Raw genomic sequence first — 23,477 nt, forward strand, 5'->3', positions numbered from 1 at the left:
CAGAAATTTTGAGGTGCCGGGAGAGGCGGCCTGGGTAAGGCCGCCGAATCTTCAGCGAGTTGTTGCCAGTTCCTGTTGGACGCTGGCGACAGTGCGAGGCCAAGGTTTACCAGCCTGAACCTTCGCTGGCAAGGCCTTGATGGCAGATACGGCTGCATCGCGGTTGGCGAAGTTACCGTAGGTGATGACGTAAAGCGGTTTGCCGTTGAGGACTTTCTTGAAATAACGGTATTCGCCGCCCTGCTCCTTGACGAAGTTTTGTGCGGTCGCTTCGGAACTGGTGCCAAGAATTTGCACCACGTAGTTGCCCGGAGCCTGACCGGCGTACCAGGTGCCGCCAGCGGCTTTGGCTGCGGCAGCTGGTTTCTCGACAGGCTTGGCAGCGGCGGCAACGGCAGGTTTGGCCGGCGCCGGGGCAGGCTTGGCGGCAGGTGCTGGAACCGGTGCTGGCTTGGCGGTAGCCACCTGGGTCGGTGCAGGCGTGGGCTTGGCGGCCGGGACTGGCGTCGGTGCTGGTGTCGGCGCAGGACCGGCAGGAACGCCAGCAGGCGGAGCGATAGTGGTCACGGTCGGAGGTGTCGCGCTTGAACCTTCCACCGGTACGCCATCGTCACCCTCAGTGATACCACCGGCGGCTTCAGCGAGTGGGCCGCGCATGACCGGCTGCGAATTACCGACCAACGGCAGTGGCATCGGCTGCGTATTACCCGCGAATTCGACGGCCGGAGCACCGCCGGCTTGCGGCTGCCCCTGACCCAGTGGCAGTTGCGCCTGCTCGTTGGCTGGCGCACCCGTTGCCGGTGCTTTGCTGCGACCCGGCATCAACCAGGCGGCCGCCACCGCGACCACAACGACGGCGGAAATCGCCAATACGTGTTTCTTCGGCATATTGAACCCCATACTTGGACGCTTGACCGCTGAGCGGCTGGCAATCATGGCTTCGATCATTGCATCGCGGGCGACCTGATTGATGTTGCCAGGCCAACCTTCGGAGCTTTCGTGAATATCAGAGATCTGATCCGCGGTAAAAAGTTCGATTCCCCGGCCCGCGCCCTCAAGGCGCTGCTCAAGATATTCGCGGGTTTCTTCTTCGGTATAAGGCTGCAATTCGATGACGTGGAAGCGCTCTTCCTCGAGGTGCAGCGCCTCCAGCTGGGCAATCAATGACGACTCGCCGAACAGGAACACATGCGGACGACCTTCCGGTGCACCGGCGCCCAGTGCCATCAACGCCTCGAGCGCGGACTCGTCGAGCTGCTCGGCATCATCCACCAGCAAATAGACTTCCTGGCCGGTCAAGGCCAGCTGCACCACCTGGTCCAGAATGGCACCGACCTCGGCCTGGGCAACATCCAGTGCCTGGGCGACCTGACGCAGCACGCCAGCCGAATCGCCGGCGCCACGAGCGGAGACCACCACACTTTGCACTGATTGCTTGTTGGTACTGGCCACCAAGGCCTGACGCAACAGGGTCTTGCCACTGCCTTGCGGCCCCGTGACCACCAGCAGCAACTGGCTGTAACGCGCCAGGTGATGCAACTGTCCCAGCACCGGTTTGCGCTGGGCCGGGAAAAACTTGAAGCCAGGCACCCGTGGAGCAAAAGGGTCGTGACTCAACTGGTAATGGCCGAGGAAAGCCTCGTCGGCATGCAAACTAGTCATCTCGTTCTTATTAACCTTTAAGCTGAGCCAGGGCGCGGTAATCCGCTCCCAGCGTGGCCTGTAGAACCTCTTTCGGATAATCGTCGGTCACCACCGCTTCGCCCATGTGGCGCAGCAGCACCAGGCGCAAACGACCGTCGATCACTTTTTTATCAATTGCCATGTGTTCGAGGAAATCGGCTTCGCTCATCTCTTCAGGCGGGATGACCGGCAGACCGGCGCGCTGGAACAGGCGAATGCCGCGGTCGCGGTCCTGTTCGCTGATCCAGCCCAGGCGTGCAGACATCTCCAAAGCCATCACGGTGCCAGCGGCGACCGCTTCACCGTGCAGCCAGACGCCGTAACCCATATGGGTTTCAATGGCATGACCAAAGGTATGGCCCAGGTTGAGCGTGGCACGTACACCCGTTTCTTTTTCATCGGCCCCGACGACCGCGGCCTTGGCCGCGCAGGAACGCTCGATGGCATAGGTCAGGGCCTGTTGATCCAGATTGCGCAAGCGATCGACGTTGTCTTCGAGCCAGGTCAGGAACGGCTCATCGCAGATCAGCCCGTACTTGATGACTTCAGCGAGGCCGGCGGACAGCTCGCGTGCCGGCAACGTCTTGAGGGAGGCCGTATCGATCAGCACGACGTTCGGCTGATAGAAGGCGCCGACCATGTTCTTGCCCAGCGGATGGTTAATGCCTGTCTTGCCACCGACCGACGAATCGACTTGCGATAGCAAGGTGGTCGGAACCTGGATGAAATCGACGCCACGCTGGTAGCAGGCTGCGGCAAAACCGGCCATGTCGCCGATGACACCGCCACCGAGGGCGATCACCGTAGTACGACGGTCGTGCCGTGCGGTCAGCAGCCCATCGAAAATCAGTTGCAGGGTTTCCCAGGTCTTGAAGGCTTCACCGTCGGGCAGCACCACGGAAATCACCGAAAACTGCGCAAGACTGCGGGTCAGACGTTCGAGATAGAGCGGCGCAACGGTTTCGTTGGAGATAATCGCCACTTGCCGCCCGCGAATGTGCGGGGCCAGCAGCTCAGGCTGATCCAACAAACCTTCGCCAATATGAATCGGGTAGCTGCGCTCGCCTAGATCGACCTTGAGTGTCTGCATGTGTCCCCACAGTGAAGATGGAATCAGGCATCCTGCCTTGAATTATCGAAAGTCCATGGCATCGGCTGGTATGACGCCGCTCCGTAGCCGTCCGCCACAACCTTGAGCGGTCGTGGCAGGATGCCGAGGATAGCGCATTTCGCGCTGCGCTTTAACGGGGAGGCAGCTGCTGCAAGCGTTCGAGAATATCGAGCACGACCATCCGCGGCGGCCGCTCATCGGTTTCCACCACCAGATCGGCGATTTCCCGATAAAGCGGATCACGAATCGCCAGCAGATCCCGAAGGGTCTTGGCCGGATCGGCAGTGCGCAGCAATGGCCGATTGCGATCACGAGACGTACGACCAACCTGCTGCTCCACAGAGGCATGCAGGTAGACCACCCGTCCGCCGGCGTGCAGCGCCCGGCGATTGGCTTCGCGCATGACCGCGCCCCCACCGGTGGCCAGCACCACACCGTCGTAATCGCACAGCTCGGCAATCATTGCCTGCTCGCGGTCGCGAAAGCCTGGCTCGCCCTCCTTGTCGAAGATCCATGGGATATTGGCGCCCGTGCGTAATTCAATTTCCTTATCGGAATCTTTGAATGGCAAGCGCAACTCTTTGGCCAGCAACCGGCCGATGGTGCTTTTTCCAGCCCCCATCGGTCCTACAAGAATCAAATTTCGCACAGAATCAATGACTCACAGCAATCGCCTGGTTATTCATGATACGCGGAGTGAGAAACACCAACAGCTCGGATTTTTTCTCCGAAACCACGTCACGCCGGAAAAGGCGGCCAAGATACGGCACATCGCCAAGAAATGGCACCTTATCTACAACCTTGCTTTGAGTATTTGAGAAAACACCGCCAATGACGATGGTCTCGCCATCGTTGACCAGGACCTTGGCATTGACCTCATTTTTCTTGATTGGCGGCACATCCTGCACCTTGTTCAGGTAGTCCGGTTCGTCCTTGGTGACCTTGACCTCCATGATGATCCGGTTGTCCGGGGTAATTTGCGGCGTCACCTCCAACGACAACGACGCTTCCTTGAAGGACACCGAAGTAGCGCCGCTGGAACTGGCCTCCTGATAAGGAATTTCGGTGCCCTTGAGGATTTTTGCGGTTTCCTTGTCGGAGGTGACCACCTTGGGTTGCGAAACGATTTCGCCGTTGCCGGTTTTCTCCATGGCGCTCAGTTCCAGGTCGAGCAAGACGTTATCGGTGATGAACGCGATGCCGATCCCCGAGGTATTGGAGGCGGCCCCCATATCGACGAACGGCGTATTGGTACTGGTGCTTCCCGGTGTGCCGACGGTCGTCGAGCCGTTGTTGACGCCAGAAGTGTTCCAATTGCCCTTCTGGACCGAACCGCCCCAACGCACACCAAGGCTCTTGTCATAGTCGACGTTGGCTTCGACGATCCGCGCCTCGATCATCACCTGGCGCACCGGGATATCCAGCTGCGCCACGATTCGCCGCAATTCGTCGAGCCGGTCCTGGGTCTGGTAGGCAATGATGTTGTTGGTACGCTCATCGACGGTGATCGAACCCCGTTCGTCGACTTTCGCTTCGGCACTGGTCACGGACTGGAACAGTTTGGCGATATCGGCCGCCTTGGCGTAATTGACTTGCAACAACTCCCGCCGCAATGGCGCCAATTCGGCGATCTGCTTCTGCGACTCCAACTCCTGGCGCTCCCGGGCGGCGATCTCATCGGCAGGGGCCACCAGCAGGACGTTTCCGATCTTGCGCTTGTCCAGCCCCTTGGTTTTCAGCACAAGGTCGAGCGCCTGATCCCACGGCACGTTTTGCAAACGCAGCGTGATACCGCCTTGCACCGTGTCGCTGGCCACCAGATTGAGATTGGTGAAATCGGCGATCAGTTGCAGCACTGATCGCACGTCGATGTCCTGGAAGTTCAGCGAGAGTTTTTCGCCGCTGTAGGCGTAGCGGTCGGCGTTACGTTTCTGCAGGTCGTCGATGGTCATCGGGCGGATACTGACAGTCAGCTTGTTGTCGGTCTGATACGTCGAGTAATCGAAGGCACCGCTGGGCTCGATGGTGATCGTTGCACGATCACCCGAGGCACTGGCATTGACGAACTGCACCGGCGTGGCGAAATCCTTGACGTCCAGGCGCACGCGCAGGGGTTCGGGCAATCGGGTTTTGGCAAAACCAAGAACGATCTTGCCCTCGCGCTCCTGAATGTCTGGCGCGATGGACGGATCCGACAATTCGATCACCACATTGCCCTCACCCTGAGTACCACGCTGAAAATCCACCGCCCGGATGGACTTCGCCGATGGCGCGGGGGCGCGAGCCGGCGCCGACACTACGGTGGCGGACGACCTGAAGGTTGTGCTTTTTGCACCCTGCCCCACCACCACAAACAGATTGTTGCCTTCGATCCGCGTGTCGTAGGGAGTCAACTGGGTCAGATTGATGATCAGCCGCGTACGGTCCCTGGCTTCGACAACCGTCGCGCTTCGAGCATTGCCGCTGCCAAGATCGCGCGTCTTGCTCGCCAGTTGATTGACGACACCGGGCAAATCCAGCGCGATCCGCGCAGGAGACTCCGTCGTATACCCATGGGGCGCCGGGGGTTGCTCATCGAACGCCAGCTTCAACTCGACGCGGTCCCCGGGCAGCGCAGCGACATCCAGCGCTTTGAGGTTGGCCGCTTGTACCATCGGCGACATCAGCGCTATCCATAGCGACATACCGAGGGTTGAGAAAATCCTGTTCATTGTTCGAGTCCCACTATGAGTGTTCTTTCAAAGGTATGGTCCGTGGCCGCTCCAGCCAGGCACCTTGGCCATCCGGGACGATTTCGACCACATCGACCTGCGAAGCGTTGATGGCGACGATCCGCCCCTCATTGCGCCCCAGGTAATCTCCGACTTTCAGCCGATGCACCCCGCCAGCCCCGCGCAGCAGCGCAAAAGAACCGGATGCATTGGAAATCGTGCCAACCATTTCAAATTGCTCGATGTTGAAACCTTCGAGGTACTGCTTGACCCGGGTGGGATCGGGCTTGACGTTGTGCGAGCCGCGCTTCTGACCGGCCAGATCGACTCTGGCTTGCGGCGAAAACGGACTGCGCAGATTGGCGGCGTTGTAAGTGAATGTCGGGTAAGACCGGAATGTCGGCGTTGGTTCAATCTTTCCCGGCGCCCGCAGGCGCATTTCGTTCATGTAGGCATCCAGATCACTAAAGTCATTACCACTGTCACAACCAGCCAGGATGGCCAAAACAGCGGCCAGGAAAAAAACACGAAGCGGGCTCATGGATGCAGCCCCTTGTCGTTGTAACGGTAGGTCTTGGCCAGAATGCTCATGCGCAATTTGGGGCCACCTTCGGGATTTGCCGGCGCCAGGTCGAAATCATGCAAGGTGACAATCCGCGGCAGTCCGGCTACACCGCTGACGAACGTGGCCAGGTCGTGATAGGCGCCGGTGACGGTAATCTGGATCGGCAGCTCGATGTAGAAAGGTTGGGAGACCTCGGGCAATAGCTTGATCTCTTCAAACTCCAGGCCACTGCCCAGGCCGGTGCGGGTGATGTCCTCCAGCAGGCCAGGTACTTCGGTATCGCTGGGCAGTTGTCGCAGCAACACACCAAAGGAGTTTTCCATCGCCCTCATCTGCTGGGTGTAAAGCTCCAGATTCGCCGCCATGCGGGCCTTGGTGGCAAATTGTTCCATTAGGGTCGACTCCTCCTCGCGCTTGAGGTCCAGCTGGCTCTGCAGCTCGCTCGTGGAAAAGCTGTAGCCAAACGCCAGCACCAGCACCACGACCAGCGCCCCCACCAGCGCCTTGATCGCCGACGGCCATGAGCCGATGTTGTTGGTATCCAGATCGTTGATGTCGATTCTGCGCAGCCCTTCGAACCATCCGGGCAGGCTCATTTCCCATCCTCCACGGCGGTAGGCTGGGCTTGACGAACGGTCAGCTGAAAGACGTTGGCCTGATCCAGTTGACCGGCAGTGGTTGCCTTGACTTCCGTCAGGCTGGGCGCATCGAACCAGTCTGACGCCTCCAGATTGCGCATCAGGTCGGAAACACGGTTGTTCGATTCTGCTGCACCGGTAATGGACAAGGTCTTGCCGGCCATTTTCACTTCCGTGAAATACACCCCGTCGGGCAGGGTCCGTGCCAACTGGTCAAAAATTCGCCCACTGATCGGCCGATTGCCTTGCAAGTCCTGGATGATGCGCATGCGCTCGACCAATTGCTGGCGACGAGCCTTGAGATCGCTGATCTGCTTGATCCGCTCGTCGACCACCATAATCTGCTTGCCGATGTAATTGTTGCGCGCAACCTGCCGGTCTATCGCATTGTTGATTGCCTGATTGGCGATCAGCACGGCACTGGCCGCCCCCACCAGCACACCGACCAGAATCAGTAGAAAGTGCTTGCGACGCTGCTCGCGCAACTCTTCGCGCCAGGGTAGAAGATTGATTCGCGCCATCAGTCGAAACTCCTGAGGGCGAGCCCGCAGGCGATCATCAGGGCCGGTGCGTCGCTGGCCAGCGCCGCCGAGTTGACCTTGTTGCTCAGGGTCATGTCGGAGAACGGGTTGGCCACGTGCGTCGGCGTGCCCAGTTGCTGCTCGATCAACCGATCCAGCTCCGGGACTGAGGCCGTGCCACCGGCGAGTAAAATGTGATCGACCGAGTGGTATTGACCGGAGGCATAGAAAAACTGCAACGAACGCGAGACCTGCTGGACCAATGCTTCGCGAAACGGCTGCAACACTTCGCTGGCGTAATCGGCCGGCAAACCACCCTGCTTCTTCGCCAGCCCCGCCTGTTCGACGGTCAGGCCGTATCGGCGCTGGATTTCTTCGGTTAATTGGCGACCACCGAACAATTGTTCACGGGTGTAGATGATCCGTCCGGCCAGCAGCACGCTCAGGGTGGTCATGGTCGCGCCTATATCGACCACCGCCACCAAGCGCTCCCGGGAGGCCACCCACTGGTTCGCCAGCAAGCCGAACGATCGCTCCAGGGCATAGGCTTCCACATCGACCACGCGGGCGGTCAGACCGGCCAGGGCCAGTGCTGCTTCACGAACCTCCACATTTTCCTTGCGACAGGCCGCGAGCAACACATTGACCCGCTCGGGATTGCGCGCCGACTCACCCTGAACCTCGAAATCGATGGCGACCTCATCCAATGGATAGGGGATGTACTGATCGGCCTCGACCTTGAGTTGGCTTTCCATCTCGTCGTCGGAAAGGCCGGCGTCCATCTCGATCGTCTTGGTGATCACAGCCGATCCGGCCACGGCAACGGCAACGTTCTTGAGGCTGGTCTTGGCCTTGATCAGCACACGAGAAAGGGCCAGGCCCACACCTTCGAGCTCGGCGATGTTTTTCTCGATAACGGCGTTGGCCGGCAGCGGCTCGACCGCGTAGGCCTCGACCCTGTAGCGGTCGCCCTGGCGGCTCAATTCCAGGAGCTTCACCGATGTGGAGCTAATGTCGATACCTAAAAGCGCATTGGCCTTTTTATTGAAGAGTCCTGGCACTCGCAATTCCCTATGACTTTCCGTGAGTTACGGACTCTGTAATGTGTGTTGCGTTCCATCCACCCGTCTTGACAGCGCCCACGAATGACGCCTGCGACGGAAAAATGCTTATAATGCTCGGCGTTTTTTTCCGCTTTTTTCTCAAGCGCGGGTCGTTCGCCTTTAGCCTGAACCCTGATGCCTAATTCATTCTTTGCCCTGGATATCCAAAAGCCTTGATTCGTCTGCTGAAATTTCTCGGTTGGTCCATCGTCGCGATATTCTGCGGACTGCTTCTGGGTCTGAGCGGGGCGTTTCTTTACCTTAGCCCCGGATTGCCCTCCGTGGAGGCGCTGAGAAGCATCCAGTTGCAGATTCCGCTTCGGGTCTACAGCAGCGACAACAAGTTGATCGCAGAGTTTGGCGAAATGCGCCGTACTCCTATCCGTTTCGCCGACATTCCCCCCAATTTCATCAATGCGTTACTAAGTGCTGAAGACGATAACTTCGCCAATCACTATGGCGTTGATCCCAGCAGCCTGATGCGTGCCGCCACCCAACTGGTCAAAAGCGGGCACATCCAATCCGGCGGCAGCACCATCACCATGCAGGTGGCGAAGAACTTCTTCCTGACCAGCGAGCGCAGTTTTTCGCGCAAAACCACTGAAATCCTCCTGGCCCTGCAAATCGAACGACAGCTGACCAAGGACGAAATCCTTGAGCTGTACGTCAACAAGATCTATCTGGGCAACCGCGCTTACGGCATCGAGGCGGCGGCGCAGGTCTACTATGGCAAGTCGATTCGTGACGTCAGCCTGGCGCAGATGGCGATGATTGCCGGCCTGCCAAAAGCCCCGTCGCGCTTTAACCCGCTCGCCAACCCGGCACGCAGCAAGGAACGTCGCGACTGGATCCTGGGGCGCATGTACAAGCTCGGCAAAATCAGCGAAGCCGATTACACCGCCGCGATCAACGAGCCGCTCAACGCCAGCTATCACGTGCCAACCCCGGAAGTGAACGCCCCTTACATCGCCGAAATGGCCCGCGCCGAAATGGTCGGGCGCTATGGCAGCGACGCCTACACCGAAGGTTTCCGCGTGACCACCACGGTGCCGAGCAATCTGCAGGAAATGGCCAACACCGCTGTCCACGAAGGCTTGATGACCTACGACCAGCGTCACGGCTATCGCGGACCGGAGTCGCGCCTGCCAGGAAAGACCCGTGAAGCCTGGGCGACCGAACTGACCAAGCAACGCACCATCAGCAGCCTCGAGCCGGCCATCGTCACCCAGGTCGACAAAAACGGCCTGCAGGTCCTGACCCGTACCGGCAGCGAACATGTCGGTTGGGACAGCATGAAGTGGGCGCGTCCGTTCCTGAACACCAACAGCATGGGTGCCAATCCGAAGCAGCCGTCGGACGTTGCACAGGTCGGCGACCTGATTCGCGTACAGCGCCAACCGGATAACTCACTGAAGTTCAGCCAGATTCCACAGGCCCAAGGTGCACTGGTGTCCCTCGACCCGCAGAACGGCGCGATCCGCTCGCTGGTCGGCGGCTTTGCCTTCGAACAGAGCAACTACAACCGCGCCTTGCAGGCCAAACGCCAGCCAGGCTCGAGTTTCAAGCCTTTCGTCTACAGTGCCGCGCTGGACAACGGCTACACCGCCGCCAGCCTGGTGAACGACGCTCCGATCGTGTTTGTCGACGAGTACCTGGACAAGGTCTGGCGCCCGAAAAACGATACCAACACCTTCCTCGGCCCGATCCGCCTGCGTGAAGCGCTGTACAAGTCGCGCAACCTGGTGTCGATCCGCCTGCTGCAAGCAATGGGCGTAGGCAAGACCATCGATTACATCACTCGCTTCGGCTTCAACAAACAGGATCTGCCACCCAACCTGTCCCTGGCGCTGGGCACCGCAACCCTGACACCGATGGAAATCGCCACGGGCTGGAGCACCTTCGCCAACGGCGGATACAAGATCACCCCGTACATCATCGACAAGGTCGAAAGCCGCAACGGCGATACACTGTTTGTCGCCAACCCGCCGAGCGTTCCGAAGGGCGGCGCCGCCAGCGATGGCATCGCTGCGCCGGCTGCCGAGGCCTTTACGGTCAACGCGACGCCAGGGGAAACACTGACAGCCCAACCGGCGTCACAAGCACCCGCGGTGGCTGAACGTATCGTCGATGGCCGCACCACTTTCATCCTCAACAGCATGCTTGAGGATGTGATCAAACTCGGCACCGGCCGTCGCGCCCTGGCCCTGGGCCGCAGCGACATCGCCGGCAAGACAGGTACCACCAACGAATCCAAGGACGCGTGGTTCTCCGGCTACAACGCCGATTACGTGACCACTGTCTGGACCGGATTCGACCAGCCTGAAAGCCTCGGTCGCAAGGAATTTGGCGGTACGGTCGCACTGCCGATCTGGATGAACTACATGGGCGCCGCGCTCAAGGGCCTGCCGCCGCATACGCAGCAGGAGCCTGAAGGCATCCTGAGCCTGCGTGTCGACCCGATCAGCGGCCGAGCAGCAACCCCAAGCACGCCGGGCGCCTACTTTGAACTGTTCAAGGCCGAAGACACGCCGCCATCGATCAATGAACTGGGTAATGGCAATGCCCCAGGCAGTCCTCTGCCGGCGGATGAAGCGGCGCCGATCGATTTGTTCTAGAGGGGCAGCGGCAAGCTTCAAGCCACAAGCCGCAAGAGGAAGCAAAAGCAGTCACTCTTCGCTTTTAACTTGCAGCTTGTAGCTTGCCGCTTGAGCCATAAAAAAACCCAGCGCTTGGCTGGGTTTTTTATGGGCGGCTGCTTTTAGCCGTTGAACACGTCATCCACGCTTTTCAGCGGGTAGTGCTTCGGATACGGCAGGGTCGCCACACCGGTCTCGATCGCAGCCTTGGCCACTGCATCGGATACCAAGGTGATCAGACGGGCATCCATTGGCTTCGGAATGATGTACTCACGACCGAACTCCAGTGTATCGACGCCGTAGGCTGCACAGACTTCCTTCGGCACTGGCAGCTTGGCCAGGTCCTTCAGGGCGTTGGCCGCTGCCACTTTCATTTCTTCGTTGATGCGCTTGGCGCGAACGTCCAGGGCACCACGGAAGATGAACGGGAAGCCCAGTACGTTGTTGACCTGGTTCGGGTAGTCCGAACGGCCGGTAGCCATGATCACGTCGTTGCGAGTGGCGTGAGCCAGTTCCGGAGAGATCTCCGGGTCCGGGTTCGAGCAAGCGAAGACGATCGGGTTGGCCGCCATCGACAGCAGCCCTTCAGCGCTCAGCAAGTTCGGGCCGGACAGGCCAACGAACACGTCTGCGCCTTTCAGGGCATCGGCCAGGGTGCGCTTGTCGGTCGCGTGAGCGAAGACAGCCTTGTACTGGTTCAGATCGTCACGGCCGGAGTGAATCACACCGGTACGGTCGATCATGAAGATGTTCTCGATCTTGGCGCCCATGCTCACCAGCAACTTCATGCAGGAGATGGCGGCCGCACCGGCGCCCAGGCAGACGATCTTGGCTTCCGGCAAGGTTTTGCCGGCGATTTCCAGGGCGTTGATCATGCCGGCCGCGGTCACGATCGCGGTGCCGTGCTGGTCATCGTGGAATACCGGAATGTCGCACTGCTCGATCAGAGCGCGTTCGATTTCAAAGCACTCAGGCGCCTTGATGTCTTCCAGGTTGATGCCGCCGAACGTAATGGAGATGCGCTTGACGGTGTCGATGAAGGCTTGCGGGCTTTCGGAGTCGACTTCGATGTCGAAAACGTCGATGCCGGCGAAGCGCTTGAACAGAACACCTTTACCTTCCATCACTGGCTTGGAAGCCAATGGGCCGAGGTTACCCAGGCCGAGAATCGCGGTGCCATCGGAAATGACTGCAACCAGGTTGCCTTTGCCGGTGTATTTGTAGGCCAGTTCCGGGTCGCGGGCGATTTCGCGTACGGGTTCGGCTACGCCGGGGCTGTAGGCCAGCGACAGGTCGCGGGCGGTAGCGGTGGCCTTGGTGAGTTCGACGCTCAGTTTCCCTGGACGAGGATTGGCGTGATATTCGAGAGCGGCAGTTTTCAAATCAGACATATGGGCATTCCGCTTTTACTGTTGGACAGACTGGTCAGCGAGGATACGCGCCTCGCAAAATCCCCACAAGACTGACCGGTCATCCCTGTCAAGCGCCCCGCCCTACGACTTTGGGCCAAGAGCCGCAGAACACAAGGGGTACGACTGTTCACAATTAACAGAAAAAATGTCTACAATTTTTTGTCAGGGCATCACTTCCAGCATGGCTGGATCCGTCAGCGGCAACATCCAGCGAGCCTGACCCTCCTTGAGCCCGCCGCGGCGAGAACGATCCAGCACCCAGCCACGCGCCTCGATTTGCTTGCCTTGGAGGTTTTCAAGTGAAACCGCATCGAAATGAGAGAGCACATTGGGTGCAACGCGCAATACAACCGAATCCTGCAATTCGATCCAAACCCCGCCACGATTGCGTTGAACCTTGCTCACATGACCGGTGAGCACAGCAAAACCGGCCGTGCCGATCTGATCCGCTTTCAGTACAGGGGACTGACGCCACACACCGAGACCTGCCTGTCGGGCACTGCGTTCCGCAGCCTGCTGACAGCCGACCAGATCGACATTTGGAGGGATGGCCACCAGAAAACCGAGGCCTTCGGCGAGCATTTGCGCTTCAAGATTGGCACCGTCAGCGCCATAGACATGGGCCAGGGTCCGCCCATAGCGGTCTTTGCTTTCTTTACCGGGCAGTAAACCGACCTGCCCGTCGCTTGCCGCCACCAAGGCCTCGAGACGTTTACGCGCCGCCACGGCAAAGGGTTCGTCGGAGCGACCTTTCTTGCCCAGCTCCGGCGTATTCAAGCCGATCATGCGCACATTGCGGCCGTCGCTCAGACGCAACGTGTCGCCATCCACCACCCGCTGCACCGCGACGGATGTCAGGCCACCCGGTGCCGGGCAGTAAGCCTGGGCAGCAGATAGCCAAATCGCGGACACAAAAAAGGCGCCCGCAAGGGACGCCTTTTTCATCAGCATGGAAAAACCGAAACGGCTTCCCAAGCTGATCGGCCTTAGGCCTTTTTCGCGCCGAAAGCACCGAAACGGTCGGCGAAGCGCTGAACGCGGCCGCCAGTGTCCAGAGTCTTTTGCTTACCGGTGTAGAACGGGTGGCACTCGTTGCAAACGTCGATCGCCAGGGCTTTGCCGAAGGTCGAACGGGTTTCGAACTTGTTGCCGCAGCTGCAGGTAACAGCAACTGCTGGGTATTCTGGATGGATATCAGCTTTCATGGTGTCTTCCTCAGGCTAGCGTGCCGCCACCCAACACTATTGTTGAATACCGCACGTAATTAGGCCGCGGATTCTACCAGACAATCCCATTCACGCAAGCTGTCACTGAGACCGACCGTCTGCTAGGCTCCCGGCCCTATGCTTCACCCTTGTGGGAGCGAGCCTGCTCGCGAAAGCGGTGTGCCAGGCGACATCAATGTTGACTGGTGAGCCCCCTTCGCGAGCAGGCTCGCTCCCACAGGTTATGTGATCGCCCCTGCTCCCCTTGTTCGCTGACCGAGAATCCCCCGCGTGCCCGACGCCATTCTGCGCCTTGCCTTGCCTTCGCCCTTGCGCCGCCTGTTCGACTATCGTGCACCGGCCGGCGTGCTGCGCGCGCGCCTGCACCCTGGCATGCGCCTGCGGGTACCGTTCGGCCGGCGGGAGATGATCGGGATCCTGGTGGAAATCACCGACACCAGCGAAGTCCCGGCGGAAAAACTCAAACGCGCACTGGCGTTGCTCGACACCACCCCACCGCTGCCGCCCGCGCTGTTCAAGCTATGCCTATGGACCTCCCAGTATTACCAGCACAGCCTTGGCGACACCTTGAGTTGGGCGCTGCCGGTATTGTTGCGTCAGGGCGAACTGGCCGAAGCACGCCAGGAACGTTTTTGGTCCGTTGCCCCCGGCGCCCGCCTCGATGACCCGCGCATCGCCCGCGCCCCGCGCCAGCGAGAAGCCCTGGCGACACTGGCCCAGCACCCCCATGGCGTTGCCCACCCGTTGCTGAGCAAACTGATGCTGAGCAAGGACAGCCTCGATCTGTTGCTGGCCAAGGACCTGGTGCAGGTCGAAGTCCGCAGGCATGCGCCCGGCGTCCGCCACGAACATTGGCTGGCCCAGCCGGAGCTGCCGCTCAATGCGGAACAAAGCGCCGCCTGCGAAGCGATTCGTGCCGGGTTCGACAGTTACCATGCGTTCCTTTTGGCTGGCGTCACCGGCAGCGGCAAGACCGAAGTGTACTTGCAACTGATCCGCGAAACCCTGGAGGCCGGCAAACAGGCGCTGGTACTGATCCCGGAAATCAATCTGGGCCCGCAAACCCTGGCGCGCTTCGAGCAGCGCTTCAATGCGCGCATCGCACTGCTTCACTCGGCGGTCAATGATCGCGAACGCCTCGATGCCTGGCTCGCCGCCCGCGACGGCGAGGCCGACATCATTATCGGCACCCGTTCGGCGCTGTTCACGCCGATGAAAAATCCTGGCCTGATCATCATCGACGAAGAGCACGACGGCTCTTATAAACAGCAGGAAGGCCTGCGCTATCACGCCCGGGATCTGGCGCTGGTGCGCGCCCGGCAGGAAAACATTCCGATTGTGCTGGGTTCAGCCACACCCTCACTGGAAAGCCTGCACAACGCCTACACCGGCCGCTATGGCTTGCTACGACTCAACGAGCGTGCCGGCGGCGCCAAGCAGCCGCGCTTCCTGCGCCTGGACGTGAAAAGCCGTCCACTGGACAGTGGTATTTCCGGGCCGATGCAACAGGCGATTGGCCAGACCCTCGCAGCCGGCCAGCAAGTGCTGGTATTCCTCAACCGCCGTGGGTTCGCTCCCACGCTGCTGTGCCACGACTGCGGCTGGATGTCCGAATGCCAGCGCTGCGACGCGCGCATGACCGTGCATCAGCGCTATGGCGAGCTGCGCTGTCACCATTGCGGCTATGTCGAACGGGTGCCGCGACAATGCCCGAAGTGCAACAAGGTTGATTTGCGTCCGGTCGGTGCCGGCACGGAACGGGCCGAAGAACGCTTGGCAATTTTGTTCCCCGACTACCCGGTACTGCGGGTCGACCGTGACAGCACATCGCGCAAGGACGCAATGAACCAATTGTTCACCACGATACAAAAGGGCCAGCCGTGCATTCTGGTGGGCACGCAAATGCTCGCCAAGGGCCACCACTTTCCCCGGGTGACCCTGGTGTCGATTCTCGATGCCGACGGCGGGTTGTTCTCCGGCGACTTCCGCGCCAGCGAGCGCATGGCGCAACTGATCGTTCAGGTCGCCGGACGCGCCGGTCGGGCGGAAGAACCGGGCAAGGTGATCATCCAGACGCACCTGGCCGACCATCCACTGCTGGTGCAATTGACCGAACAGGGCTATTTCGCCTTTGCCGAACAGGCCTTGAGTGAACGTCGGGCAGCCGGTCTGCCACCTTTCGCGCACCTGGCGTTGTTGCGCGCCGAAGCGCACAAACCGGGACAGGCCGAAGGTTTTCTCGACGAGGCGTGCAGCGAGGCCGAGCGCTTGCTGGCCGAACAGGGTTTAACGGGGATCGAGCTGCTCGGGCCGGTGCCCGCACCGATGGAGCGCCGGGCCGGCCGTTACCGGGCGCAGTTGTTATTGCAGGCGACCGCGCGGGCGTCGTTGCATCGATTGCTGGCAAGCTGGTTGTTGGTATTGGAGCAAATGCCGAGCGGACGGGCGGTACGCTGGTCCCTGGATGTCGATCCAGTCGATTTGTATTGAATTCAAGATTGTCTTCGCGAGCAGGCTCGCTCCCACAGAGACCGCGTATACCCTGTGGGATCGAGCCTGCTCGCGAAGGGGTTCAATTTGTCACCGCATATCCATAACCTGCCCGCTATAGTTGGCAAGCCTGCCTCGGCAACGGATAATGCCCAGTTTTTCCACCAGCGCATCGAAGCGCCGCCGCGCCTGCGGTCGAAAGAGAAGACCATGAAAGACACCATTCGCCAGCTGATCCAACAAGCCATCACCCAACTCGTCAACGAAGGTGTGTTGCCTGAAGGCCTGACGCCGGCGATCCAGGTGGAAAACTCCCGCGACAAGAAGAATGGCGACTTCGCCAGCAACATCGCCATGATGCTGGCCAAGCCGGCCGGCATGAAGCCACGCGACCTGGCGGAAAAGATCATTGCCGCGCTGCCGGCTGACGAGAACGTCTCCAAAGCCGAGATCGCCGGCCCTGGCTTCCTCAACTTCTTCCAGAACACCCAGGCCCTGGCCTCTCGCCTTGACGCCGCCCTGGCTGATGCCAACATCGGCGTGCGCAAGGCCGGCCCCGTGCAACGCACCGTGGTCGATCTGTCGGCACCGAACCTGGCCAAAGAAATGCACGTTGGCCACTTGCGCTCGACCATCATCGGCGACGGCGTCGCTCGCGTGCTCGAATTCCTCGGCGACGAAGTGATCCGTCAGAACCACGTTGGCGACTGGGGCACCCAGTTCGGCATGCTGATGGCTTACCTGCAGGAAAACCCGATCACCAGCGACGAGCTGTCGGACCTGGAAAACTTCTACCGCGCCGCCAAGCAACGCTTCGACGAATCCGAAGAGTTCGCCGACCGTGCCCGTGGCCTGGTGGTCAAGCTGCAGGCTGGCGATGCCGATTGCCTGGCACTGTGGACCAAATTCAAGGACATTTCGCTGTCCCACTGCCAGAAAATCTACGAGCTGCTGAACGTCAAGCTGACCATGGCCGACGTCATGGGCGAAAGCGCCTACAACGACGACCTGATCAACGTGGTCAACGACCTCAAGGCCGCCGGTATGCTGGTCGAGAGTAACGGCGCTCAGTGCGTGTTCCTCGACGAGTTCAAGAATGCCGACGGCGATCCGCTGCCGGTAATCATCGTCAAGGCTGATGGCGGCTACCTCTACGCCACCACTGACCTGGCCGCCGTGCGCTACCGCAGCGGCAAGCTCAAGGCCGATCGCGCCCTGTACTTTGTCGATCAGCGCCAGGCCCTGCACTTCCAGCAAGTATTCGCCGTGGCGCGCAAGGCCGGCTTCGTGACGCATCCGATGGAAATGGAACACATGGGCTTCGGCACCATGAACGGCGCCGACGGCCGCCCGTTCAAGACCCGTGACGGCGGCACCGTGAAACTGATCGAGCTACTGACCGAAGCCCAGGAACGCGCCTACACCCTGGTGAAGGACAAGAACCCGGAACTGGCCGAAGCCGACCTGCGCAACATCGCCAAGGTCGTGGGCATCGGCGCAGTGAAATACGCTGACCTGTCCAAGCACCGCACCAGCGACTACAGCTTCAACTTCGACCTGATGCTGAATTTCGAAGGCAATACCGCGCCTTACCTGCTGTACGCCTACACTCGCGTGGCCGGTGTGTTCCGCAAGCTTGGCAAGGACTTCAGCGAAGTCGAAGGCCAGATCATTCTCGAAGCCCCGCACGAACTGGAACTGGCGGCGAAACTCGCGCAATTCGGCGAAGTGCTGAACAACGTATCCGAGAAGGGTACGCCGCACATTCTGTGCACCTACCTGTACGACGTCGCTGGCCTGTTCTCCAGCTTCTACGAGAACTGCCCGATCCTCGCCGCCGAGACCCCGGAACAAATGCAGAGCCGTCTGCGCCTCGCTGCGCTGACCGGCCGTACTCTCAAGCAAGGCCTGGAGCTGCTGGGCCTGGAAACCCTGGAGCGCATGTAAGTTGGCTGCCAAGAAAAAACCTGCACCCAAGCGTGGCGCCAGCCGATACCAAGCTCCAGCAAAGCAACCGATTCCGGGTTGGCTGTGGATGGCCATCGGCCTGACGGTCGGTGCCTTCATCGTATTTTTGATGAAGCTGGAACCGGGCAAGGGCAGCGACACGGTCAAGCGTGAGAAGGTCGAGCAGCAACAGAAAGCCACCAAGATCGCCGAGGCCAACAAGACGCCGCCGAGCCCGACGCAACCGGTGAAGCCGAAGTACGACTTCTACACCCTGCTGCCGGAATCGGAGGTCATCGTGCCGCCGGATGCCGTGCCGGAAAAAACCCTGCCGACGCCGCAGGTTCCGGCCGTTCCGACGACACCGGTAACCCCGGCGGAAGCGGCGAAGATCGACACCGCCCGCGCCCAGGCCGCCCTGTCCGGAATCACGCCGCCACCGGCGCCACCCGTCGCCAAGGCCGCACCGGTGACCAAGTTCTTCCTGCAGGCCGGTTCGTTCCGCAAGGAGTCTGACGCGGACAAGGTACGCGCGCAGATCATCCTGCTCGGCCAGGCAGTGGCGGTGGAATCCGGCACAGTGAAGGACGAGACCTGGTATCGAGTCCTGGTAGGCCCGTTCAGCAATCGCGAGCAATTGACCACCGCGCAGAAACAACTGTCCGGTGCCGGGTTCAGCAATCTGTTGTTACAACAACGCCAGAGCCGCTGATCCTCTCTTATGGGCACGGCTGCCCACACCTTGTGGCGAGGGGATTTATCCCCGTTGGGCTGCGAAGCGGCCCCAAAAACGGGACTGCTGCGCAGTCCAACGGGGATAAATCCCCTCGCCACAGTCATCACACGCCATTCGTCCCCCGCCACCTCCCACAGTTGAAATCCTCTCCACCACCCCCATATGTATCGGCATAAGGCACTTTCGCCCCGCTGCGTGGAGACTCTTCCCTTGACCACCATCGTTTCAGTTCGCCGCCAAGGCAAAGTCGTCATGGGCGGCGACGGCCAGGTTTCTCTCGGCAATACCGTGATGAAAGGCAACGCCAAGAAAGTTCGTCGCCTGTACCACGGTGAAGTTCTCGCCGGTTTTGCCGGCGCCACGGCTGACGCCTTTACCCTATTCGAACGCTTCGAAGGCCAGCTTGAAAAACACCAGGGCCATCTGGTTCGCGCCGCCGTCGAACTCGCCAAAGAATGGCGCACCGACCGCACCCTGAGCCGCCTCGAAGCCATGCTTGCGGTTGCCAACAAAGATGCCTCGCTGATCATCACCGGCAACGGCGACGTGGTCGAACCCGAGCACGGCCTGATCGCCATGGGCTCCGGTGGCGCCTATGCCCAGGCGGCCGCCAGCGCACTGCTGAAAAAAACCGACCTGTCGGCCCGGGAAATCGTCGAGACCGCCCTCGGCATCGCCGGCGACATCTGCGTATTCACCAATCACACCCAGACCATTGAGGAGCAGGACTGCGCCGAGTAAGCCTGTTCGGGCGCCATTGCGCCACGGCTCATTCTTGCCTGAGGTCCGCCAAATACTATGTCCATGACTCCCCGTGAAATCGTCCACGAACTCAATCGCCATATCATCGGCCAGGACGATGCCAAGCGCGCCGTCGCCATTGCCTTGCGCAATCGCTGGCGCCGGATGCAGCTGCCTGAAGAGCTGCGCGTTGAAGTCACCCCGAAAAACATCCTGATGATCGGTCCGACCGGTGTCGGTAAAACCGAGATCGCCCGTCGCCTGGCCAAGCTGGCCAACGCGCCTTTCATCAAGGTCGAAGCGACCAAGTTCACCGAAGTCGGCTATGTTGGCCGTGATGTCGAATCGATCATCCGTGACCTGGCTGACGCCGCAATCAAACTGCTGCGCGAACAGGAAATCACCAAGGTTCGTCACCGCGCCGAAGACGCCGCCGAAGAGCGCATCCTCGACGCGCTGCTGCCTCCTGCACGCATGGGCTTCAGCAACGACGACGCTCCGACCTCCGACTCCAACACTCGCCAGCTGTTCCGCAAGCGCCTGCGTGAAGGTCAGCTGGACGACAAGGAAATCGAAATCGAAGTCGCCGAAATGTCCGGCGTCGATATCTCCGCGCCTCCGGGCATGGAAGAGATGACCAACCAGTTGCAGAGCCTGTTCGCCAACATGGGCAAGGGCAAACGCAAGAGCCGCAAGCTCAAGGTCAAGGAAGCGCTGAAACTGGTGCGCGACGAAGAAGCCAGCCGCCTGGTCAACGATGAAGAATTGAAAGCCAAGGCACTGGAAGCGGTCGAGCAGCACGGCATCGTGTTCATCGACGAAATCGACAAGGTTGCCAAGCGCGGTAATGTCGGCGGTGCCGATGTGTCCCGCGAGGGTGTGCAGCGCGATTTGCTGCCGCTGATCGAAGGCTGCACCGTCAACACCAAACTGGGCATGGTCAAGACCGACCACATCCTGTTCATCGCCTCCGGTGCGTTCCACCTGAGCAAGCCGAGCGATCTGGTGCCGGAGCTGCAAGGTCGCCTGCCGATTCGCGTTGAGCTCAAGGCGCTGTCGCCGCAAGACTTCGAACGCATTCTCAGCGAGCCGCATGCCTCGCTCACCGAGCAATACTGTGCACTGCTGAAAACCGAAGGCCTGTCCATCGAGTTCCAGCCGGACGGTATCAAGCGCATCGCGGAGATCGCTTGGCAGGTCAACGAGAAAACCGAGAACATCGGTGCCCGTCGCCTGCACACCCTGCTCGAGCGCCTGCTCGAAGAGGTGTCGTTCAGCGCCGGCGACCTGGCCAGCGCCCACGATGACAAGGCGATCCAGATCGACGCCGACTACGTCAACAACCACCTGGGCGAATTGGCGCAGAACGAAGACCTGTCCCGTTATATCCTGTAAGCCAAGACCTGTAGGAGCGAGCTTGCTCGCGATGGTGGTCAACGATGACGCGGGCTATCTGAATGCCCGCGTCGCCTGATACTCCATCGCGAGCAAGCTCGCTCCTACAGGGTTCCATCCCCATCGGAACTTTGGCCATGATCCCCACCGACATCAAACTGCACAAAGCCTCGAAAACCCTGACGCTCAAATACGCGTCCGGCGAGGAATACACCCTGCCCGCCGAGTTCCTGCGCGTGCACTCTCCTTCCGCCGAGGTCCAGGGCCACGGCAAACCCATCCTGCAATTTGGCAAGATCAACGTAGGCCTGAGCAAGCTGGAACCGGCCGGTCAGTACGCACTGAAATTGACCTTCGACGACGGCCACGACAGCGGTCTGTTCACCTGGGAATACCTCTATGAACTGGGGCGACGTTATGACGCACTCTGGGAGGATTACCTGGCCGAGCTCAAAGCCGCCGGCAAATCCCGCGACCCGAACGAATCCGTCGTCAAGCTGATGCTCTAGCCCGAGCCTCTTGCTCTTTAGAAGGCATTTTCTAATTCCATCTGTTTGAATGCTCCGCTTCGATGGCGGTGATTGGCCTGCTTGCGAAAAAAATTAAACTCGGGTAACCAATGGAGCTGGCAAGTTCCCTGCAGTGCTCTCTGCGAACTAAAAGCAGCGGTGCAGTATTAACGGTCACCTGGGCAGCAGTACCTGGTATTGGCTGTGTGACTGCACAGCAGGACCCGGGTATTCGTCTCAGGACAATGGAGCGTCGTAGATGAGTAACAAGAATAACGATGACTTGAAGTATCAGGCCTCGGAAAACACCTTGGGACTGAATCCTGTCGTTGGGCTACGTGGAAAGGATCTACTGGCTTCTGCTCGAATGGTGCTCAGGCAGGCCATCAAACAACCTGTGCACAGCGCCAAGCATGTCGCGCATTTCGGCCTTGAACTCAAGAACGTGCTGTTCGGCAAGTCCGAGCTGCAACCGGCCAACGAAGACCGTCGCTTCGTCGATCCGGCCTGGAGCCAGAACCCGCTCTACAAACGTTATATGCAAACCTACCTGGCGTGGCGCAAGGAGCTTCACGACTGGATCGACGACAGCAACCTGCCACCCAACGACATCAGCCGTGGGCACTTCGTGATCAACCTCATGACCGAAGCCATGGCCCCAACCAACAGCGCGGCCAACCCGGCGGCGGTCAAACGCTTCTTTGAAACCGGGGGCAAAAGCCTGCTCGACGGCCTTTCGCATCTGGCCAAGGATCTGGTGCACAACAACGGCATGCCGAGCCAGGTCAACATGGGCGCCTTCGAAGTCGGCAAGACCCTGGGCGTGACCGAAGGGGCGGTGGTGTTCCGCAACGATGTACTGGAGCTGATCCAGTACAGGCCGAGCACCGAGCAAGTCCACGAGCGTCCGCTGCTGGTGGTACCGCCGCAAATCAACAAATTCTATGTTTTCGACCTCAGCCCGGAAAAAAGCCTGGCGCGGTTCTGTCTGCGCAGTAACGTGCAGACGTTTATCGTCAGCTGGCGCAACCCTACCAAGGAACAGCGCGAGTGGGGCCTGTCGACGTACATCGAGGCGCTCAAGGAAGCGGTCGACGTGGTCACGGCCATCACCGGCAGCAAGGACGTGAACATGCTGGGCGCCTGCTCCGGCGGCATCACCTGCACCGCGCTGCTGGGTCACTACGCCGCGATCGGCGAGAACAAGGTCAACGCCCTCACCCTGCTGGTGAGCGTGCTCGACACCACGCTGGATACCGATGTCGCCCTGTTCGTCAACGAGCAGACCCTGGAGGCCGCCAAGCGCCACTCCTATCAGGCCGGCGTACTGGAAGGCCGCGACATGGCGAAAGTCTTCGCCTGGATGCGCCCCAACGACCTGATCTGGAACTACTGGGTCAACAACTACCTGCTGGGCAACGAGCCCCCGGTTTTCGACATCCTGTTCTGGAACAACGACACCACGCGACTGCCCGCAGCGTTTCACGGCGACCTGATCGAACTGTTCAAAAACAACCCACTGATTCGTCCGAATGCACTGGAAGTGTGCGGCACGCCGATTGACCTGAAACAGGTGAAGGCCGACATCTTCTCCCTGGCCGGCACCACTGACCACATCACCCCGTGGAAGTGCTGCTACAAGTCGGCACATCTGTTTGGCGGCAACGTCGAGTTCGTGCTGTCCAGCAGCGGCCATATTCAGAGCATCCTGAATCCGCCGGGCAACCCGAAATCCCGCTACATGACCAATAGCGAAGTAGCGGATACTGCCGAAGAATGGCAGGAGAACTCCACCAAACACACCGACTCCTGGTGGCTGCACTGGCAAGCCTGGCTGGCCCAGCGCTCGGGCGAACTGAAAAAGGCTCCTTTGAAGTTGGGTAACAAGGCTTATCCGGCGGGCGAAGCAGCGCCGGGTACTTATGTACATGAGCGGTAACTGACACACCTCGCCCTACCCCGGTGTAGGAGCGAGCATGCTCGCGATGGGCGTTAACGATGACGCGGGGGATCTGAAACCCCGCGATGTTTTCGAGTCCATCGCGAGCATGCT

Annotated in this window: 19 protein-coding genes; 8 read left to right on the plus strand and 11 right to left on the minus strand. The window is 60.1% G+C overall.

From position 1 onward, the window contains the following. Positions 1–51 precede the first annotated feature (51 nt). The 8 genes from ACSFE6_RS21255 to ACSFE6_RS21290 all read right to left on the minus strand — a co-directional run bounded on the left by ACSFE6_RS21255 (position 52) and on the right by ACSFE6_RS21290 (position 8,290). A complete protein-coding gene (locus tag ACSFE6_RS21255; RefSeq protein WP_435429424.1) occupies positions 52–1,662 on the minus strand; it encodes an AAA family ATPase in 1,611 nt (536 codons plus the stop codon). A 10-nt stretch (positions 1,663–1,672) separates the two neighbouring features. After that, positions 1,673–2,773: a 3-dehydroquinate synthase gene (aroB, locus tag ACSFE6_RS21260; protein ID WP_435429425.1), complete on the minus strand. Its 1,101-nt coding sequence runs from the start codon at positions 2,771–2,773 to the stop codon at positions 1,673–1,675. 151 nt (positions 2,774–2,924) lie between these two features. Next, positions 2,925–3,443 carry a shikimate kinase AroK gene (gene aroK / locus ACSFE6_RS21265; protein ID WP_056725695.1) on the minus strand — a complete coding sequence of 173 codons (519 nt, stop codon included), beginning with the start codon at positions 3,441–3,443 and terminating at the stop codon, positions 2,925–2,927. Between the two features lie 4 nt (positions 3,444–3,447). Continuing rightward, positions 3,448–5,505, minus strand: a complete 2,058-nt coding sequence (pilQ, locus tag ACSFE6_RS21270; RefSeq protein ID WP_435429426.1) for a type IV pilus secretin PilQ — start codon at positions 5,503–5,505, stop codon at positions 3,448–3,450. Positions 5,506–5,518: 13 nt separating this feature from the next. Next, a complete protein-coding gene (locus ACSFE6_RS21275) occupies positions 5,519–6,046 on the minus strand; it encodes a pilus assembly protein PilP (protein WP_435429427.1) in 528 nt (175 codons plus the stop codon). Then, complete coding sequence (gene pilO, locus ACSFE6_RS21280; RefSeq protein WP_435429428.1) at positions 6,043–6,666, minus strand: type 4a pilus biogenesis protein PilO; 624 nt, start codon at positions 6,664–6,666, stop codon at positions 6,043–6,045. The genes ACSFE6_RS21275 and pilO overlap by 4 nt, the downstream gene beginning before the upstream one ends. Continuing rightward, complete coding sequence (locus ACSFE6_RS21285) at positions 6,663–7,229, minus strand: PilN domain-containing protein (protein WP_435429429.1); 567 nt, start codon at positions 7,227–7,229, stop codon at positions 6,663–6,665. Before ACSFE6_RS21285 ends, pilO begins: the two co-directional genes overlap by 4 nt. Next, positions 7,229–8,290: a pilus assembly protein PilM gene (locus ACSFE6_RS21290; protein WP_435429430.1), complete on the minus strand. Its 1,062-nt coding sequence runs from the start codon at positions 8,288–8,290 to the stop codon at positions 7,229–7,231. Before ACSFE6_RS21290 ends, ACSFE6_RS21285 begins: the two co-directional genes overlap by 1 nt. 218 nt (positions 8,291–8,508) lie before the next feature. On the opposite strand from ACSFE6_RS21290, the gene ACSFE6_RS21295 reads away from it, so the two are divergent. Next, the gene (locus tag ACSFE6_RS21295; protein WP_435429439.1) at positions 8,509–10,947 is read left to right on the plus strand and encodes a penicillin-binding protein 1A; all 2,439 of its coding nucleotides are present in this window, start codon (positions 8,509–8,511) and stop codon (positions 10,945–10,947) included. Between the two features lie 143 nt (positions 10,948–11,090). On the opposite strand, the gene ACSFE6_RS21300 is transcribed toward ACSFE6_RS21295, so the two are convergent. The 3 genes from ACSFE6_RS21300 to rpmE form a co-directional block, all read right to left on the minus strand. Beyond that, the gene (locus ACSFE6_RS21300) at positions 11,091–12,359 is read right to left on the minus strand and encodes a malic enzyme-like NAD(P)-binding protein (protein ID WP_435429431.1); all 1,269 of its coding nucleotides are present in this window, start codon (positions 12,357–12,359) and stop codon (positions 11,091–11,093) included. A gap of 183 nt (positions 12,360–12,542) precedes the next feature. Continuing rightward, on the minus strand, positions 12,543–13,331 hold the full coding sequence (locus ACSFE6_RS21305) for a thermonuclease family protein (RefSeq protein WP_435429432.1): 789 nt from the start codon (positions 13,329–13,331) through the stop codon (positions 12,543–12,545). A gap of 35 nt (positions 13,332–13,366) precedes the next feature. Next, complete coding sequence (rpmE, locus tag ACSFE6_RS21310) at positions 13,367–13,585, minus strand: 50S ribosomal protein L31 (RefSeq protein ID WP_008047849.1); 219 nt, start codon at positions 13,583–13,585, stop codon at positions 13,367–13,369. 291 nt (positions 13,586–13,876) lie between these two features. Here rpmE and ACSFE6_RS21315 point away from each other — a divergent pair, with 291 nt between their 5' ends. From ACSFE6_RS21315 to phaC, 7 genes are all read left to right on the plus strand, one after another. Beyond that, positions 13,877–16,096 (plus strand): primosomal protein N', encoded by a 2,220-nt coding sequence (locus tag ACSFE6_RS21315; RefSeq protein WP_435429433.1) that lies wholly within the window; start codon positions 13,877–13,879, stop codon positions 16,094–16,096. Positions 16,097–16,306: 210 nt separating this feature from the next. Then, positions 16,307–18,043, plus strand: a complete 1,737-nt coding sequence (argS, locus tag ACSFE6_RS21320; protein ID WP_435429434.1) for an arginine--tRNA ligase — start codon at positions 16,307–16,309, stop codon at positions 18,041–18,043. A gap of 1 nt (position 18,044) precedes the next feature. Further along, entirely contained in the window at positions 18,045–18,755 is a 711-nt protein-coding gene (locus ACSFE6_RS21325) for an SPOR domain-containing protein (RefSeq protein WP_435429435.1), read from the plus strand. Between the two features lie 234 nt (positions 18,756–18,989). Continuing rightward, entirely contained in the window at positions 18,990–19,520 is a 531-nt protein-coding gene (gene hslV, locus ACSFE6_RS21330; protein WP_435429436.1) for an ATP-dependent protease subunit HslV, read from the plus strand. Positions 19,521–19,577: 57 nt separating this feature from the next. Further along, positions 19,578–20,915, plus strand: coding sequence for an HslU--HslV peptidase ATPase subunit (gene hslU, locus ACSFE6_RS21335; RefSeq protein ID WP_435429437.1), 1,338 nt, complete (start codon positions 19,578–19,580; stop codon positions 20,913–20,915). Between the two features lie 137 nt (positions 20,916–21,052). Then, positions 21,053–21,424, plus strand: a complete 372-nt coding sequence (locus ACSFE6_RS21340; protein WP_175375331.1) for a gamma-butyrobetaine hydroxylase-like domain-containing protein — start codon at positions 21,053–21,055, stop codon at positions 21,422–21,424. 259 nt (positions 21,425–21,683) lie between these two features. Continuing rightward, positions 21,684–23,363 (plus strand): class II poly(R)-hydroxyalkanoic acid synthase, encoded by a 1,680-nt coding sequence (gene phaC, locus ACSFE6_RS21345; RefSeq protein WP_435429438.1) that lies wholly within the window; start codon positions 21,684–21,686, stop codon positions 23,361–23,363. Positions 23,364–23,477 lie beyond the last annotated feature (114 nt).

The organism is Pseudomonas baetica, assembly GCF_051216495.1.
In the GTDB taxonomy this organism is placed as follows: Bacteria; Pseudomonadota; Gammaproteobacteria; order Pseudomonadales; family Pseudomonadaceae; genus Aquipseudomonas; species Aquipseudomonas baetica_B.

Bases quoted from the DNA above. Each gene is read 5' to 3' on its own strand.
- pilQ (WP_435429426.1), bottom strand. From the start codon at position 5,505: ATGAACAGGATTTTCTCAACCCTCGGTATGTCGCTATGGATAGCGCTG.
- rpmE (WP_008047849.1), bottom strand. From the start codon at position 13,585: ATGAAAGCTGATATCCATCCAGAATACCCAGCAGTTGCTGTTACCTGC.
- ACSFE6_RS21285 (WP_435429429.1), bottom strand. From the start codon at position 7,229: ATGGCGCGAATCAATCTTCTACCCTGGCGCGAAGAGTTGCGCGAGCAG.
- aroB (WP_435429425.1), bottom strand. From the start codon at position 2,773: ATGCAGACACTCAAGGTCGATCTAGGCGAGCGCAGCTACCCGATTCAT.
- ACSFE6_RS21275 (WP_435429427.1), bottom strand. From the start codon at position 6,046: ATGAGCCCGCTTCGTGTTTTTTTCCTGGCCGCTGTTTTGGCCATCCTG.
- argS (WP_435429434.1), top strand. From the start codon at position 16,307: ATGAAAGACACCATTCGCCAGCTGATCCAACAAGCCATCACCCAACTC.
- pilO (WP_435429428.1), bottom strand. From the start codon at position 6,666: ATGAGCCTGCCCGGATGGTTCGAAGGGCTGCGCAGAATCGACATCAAC.
- ACSFE6_RS21305 (WP_435429432.1), bottom strand. From the start codon at position 13,331: ATGCTGATGAAAAAGGCGTCCCTTGCGGGCGCCTTTTTTGTGTCCGCG.
- phaC (WP_435429438.1), top strand. From the start codon at position 21,684: ATGAGTAACAAGAATAACGATGACTTGAAGTATCAGGCCTCGGAAAAC.
- hslU (WP_435429437.1), top strand. From the start codon at position 19,578: ATGTCCATGACTCCCCGTGAAATCGTCCACGAACTCAATCGCCATATC.
- ACSFE6_RS21340 (WP_175375331.1), top strand. From the start codon at position 21,053: ATGATCCCCACCGACATCAAACTGCACAAAGCCTCGAAAACCCTGACG.
- ACSFE6_RS21300 (WP_435429431.1), bottom strand. From the start codon at position 12,359: ATGTCTGATTTGAAAACTGCCGCTCTCGAATATCACGCCAATCCTCGT.
- ACSFE6_RS21255 (WP_435429424.1), bottom strand. From the start codon at position 1,662: ATGACTAGTTTGCATGCCGACGAGGCTTTCCTCGGCCATTACCAGTTG.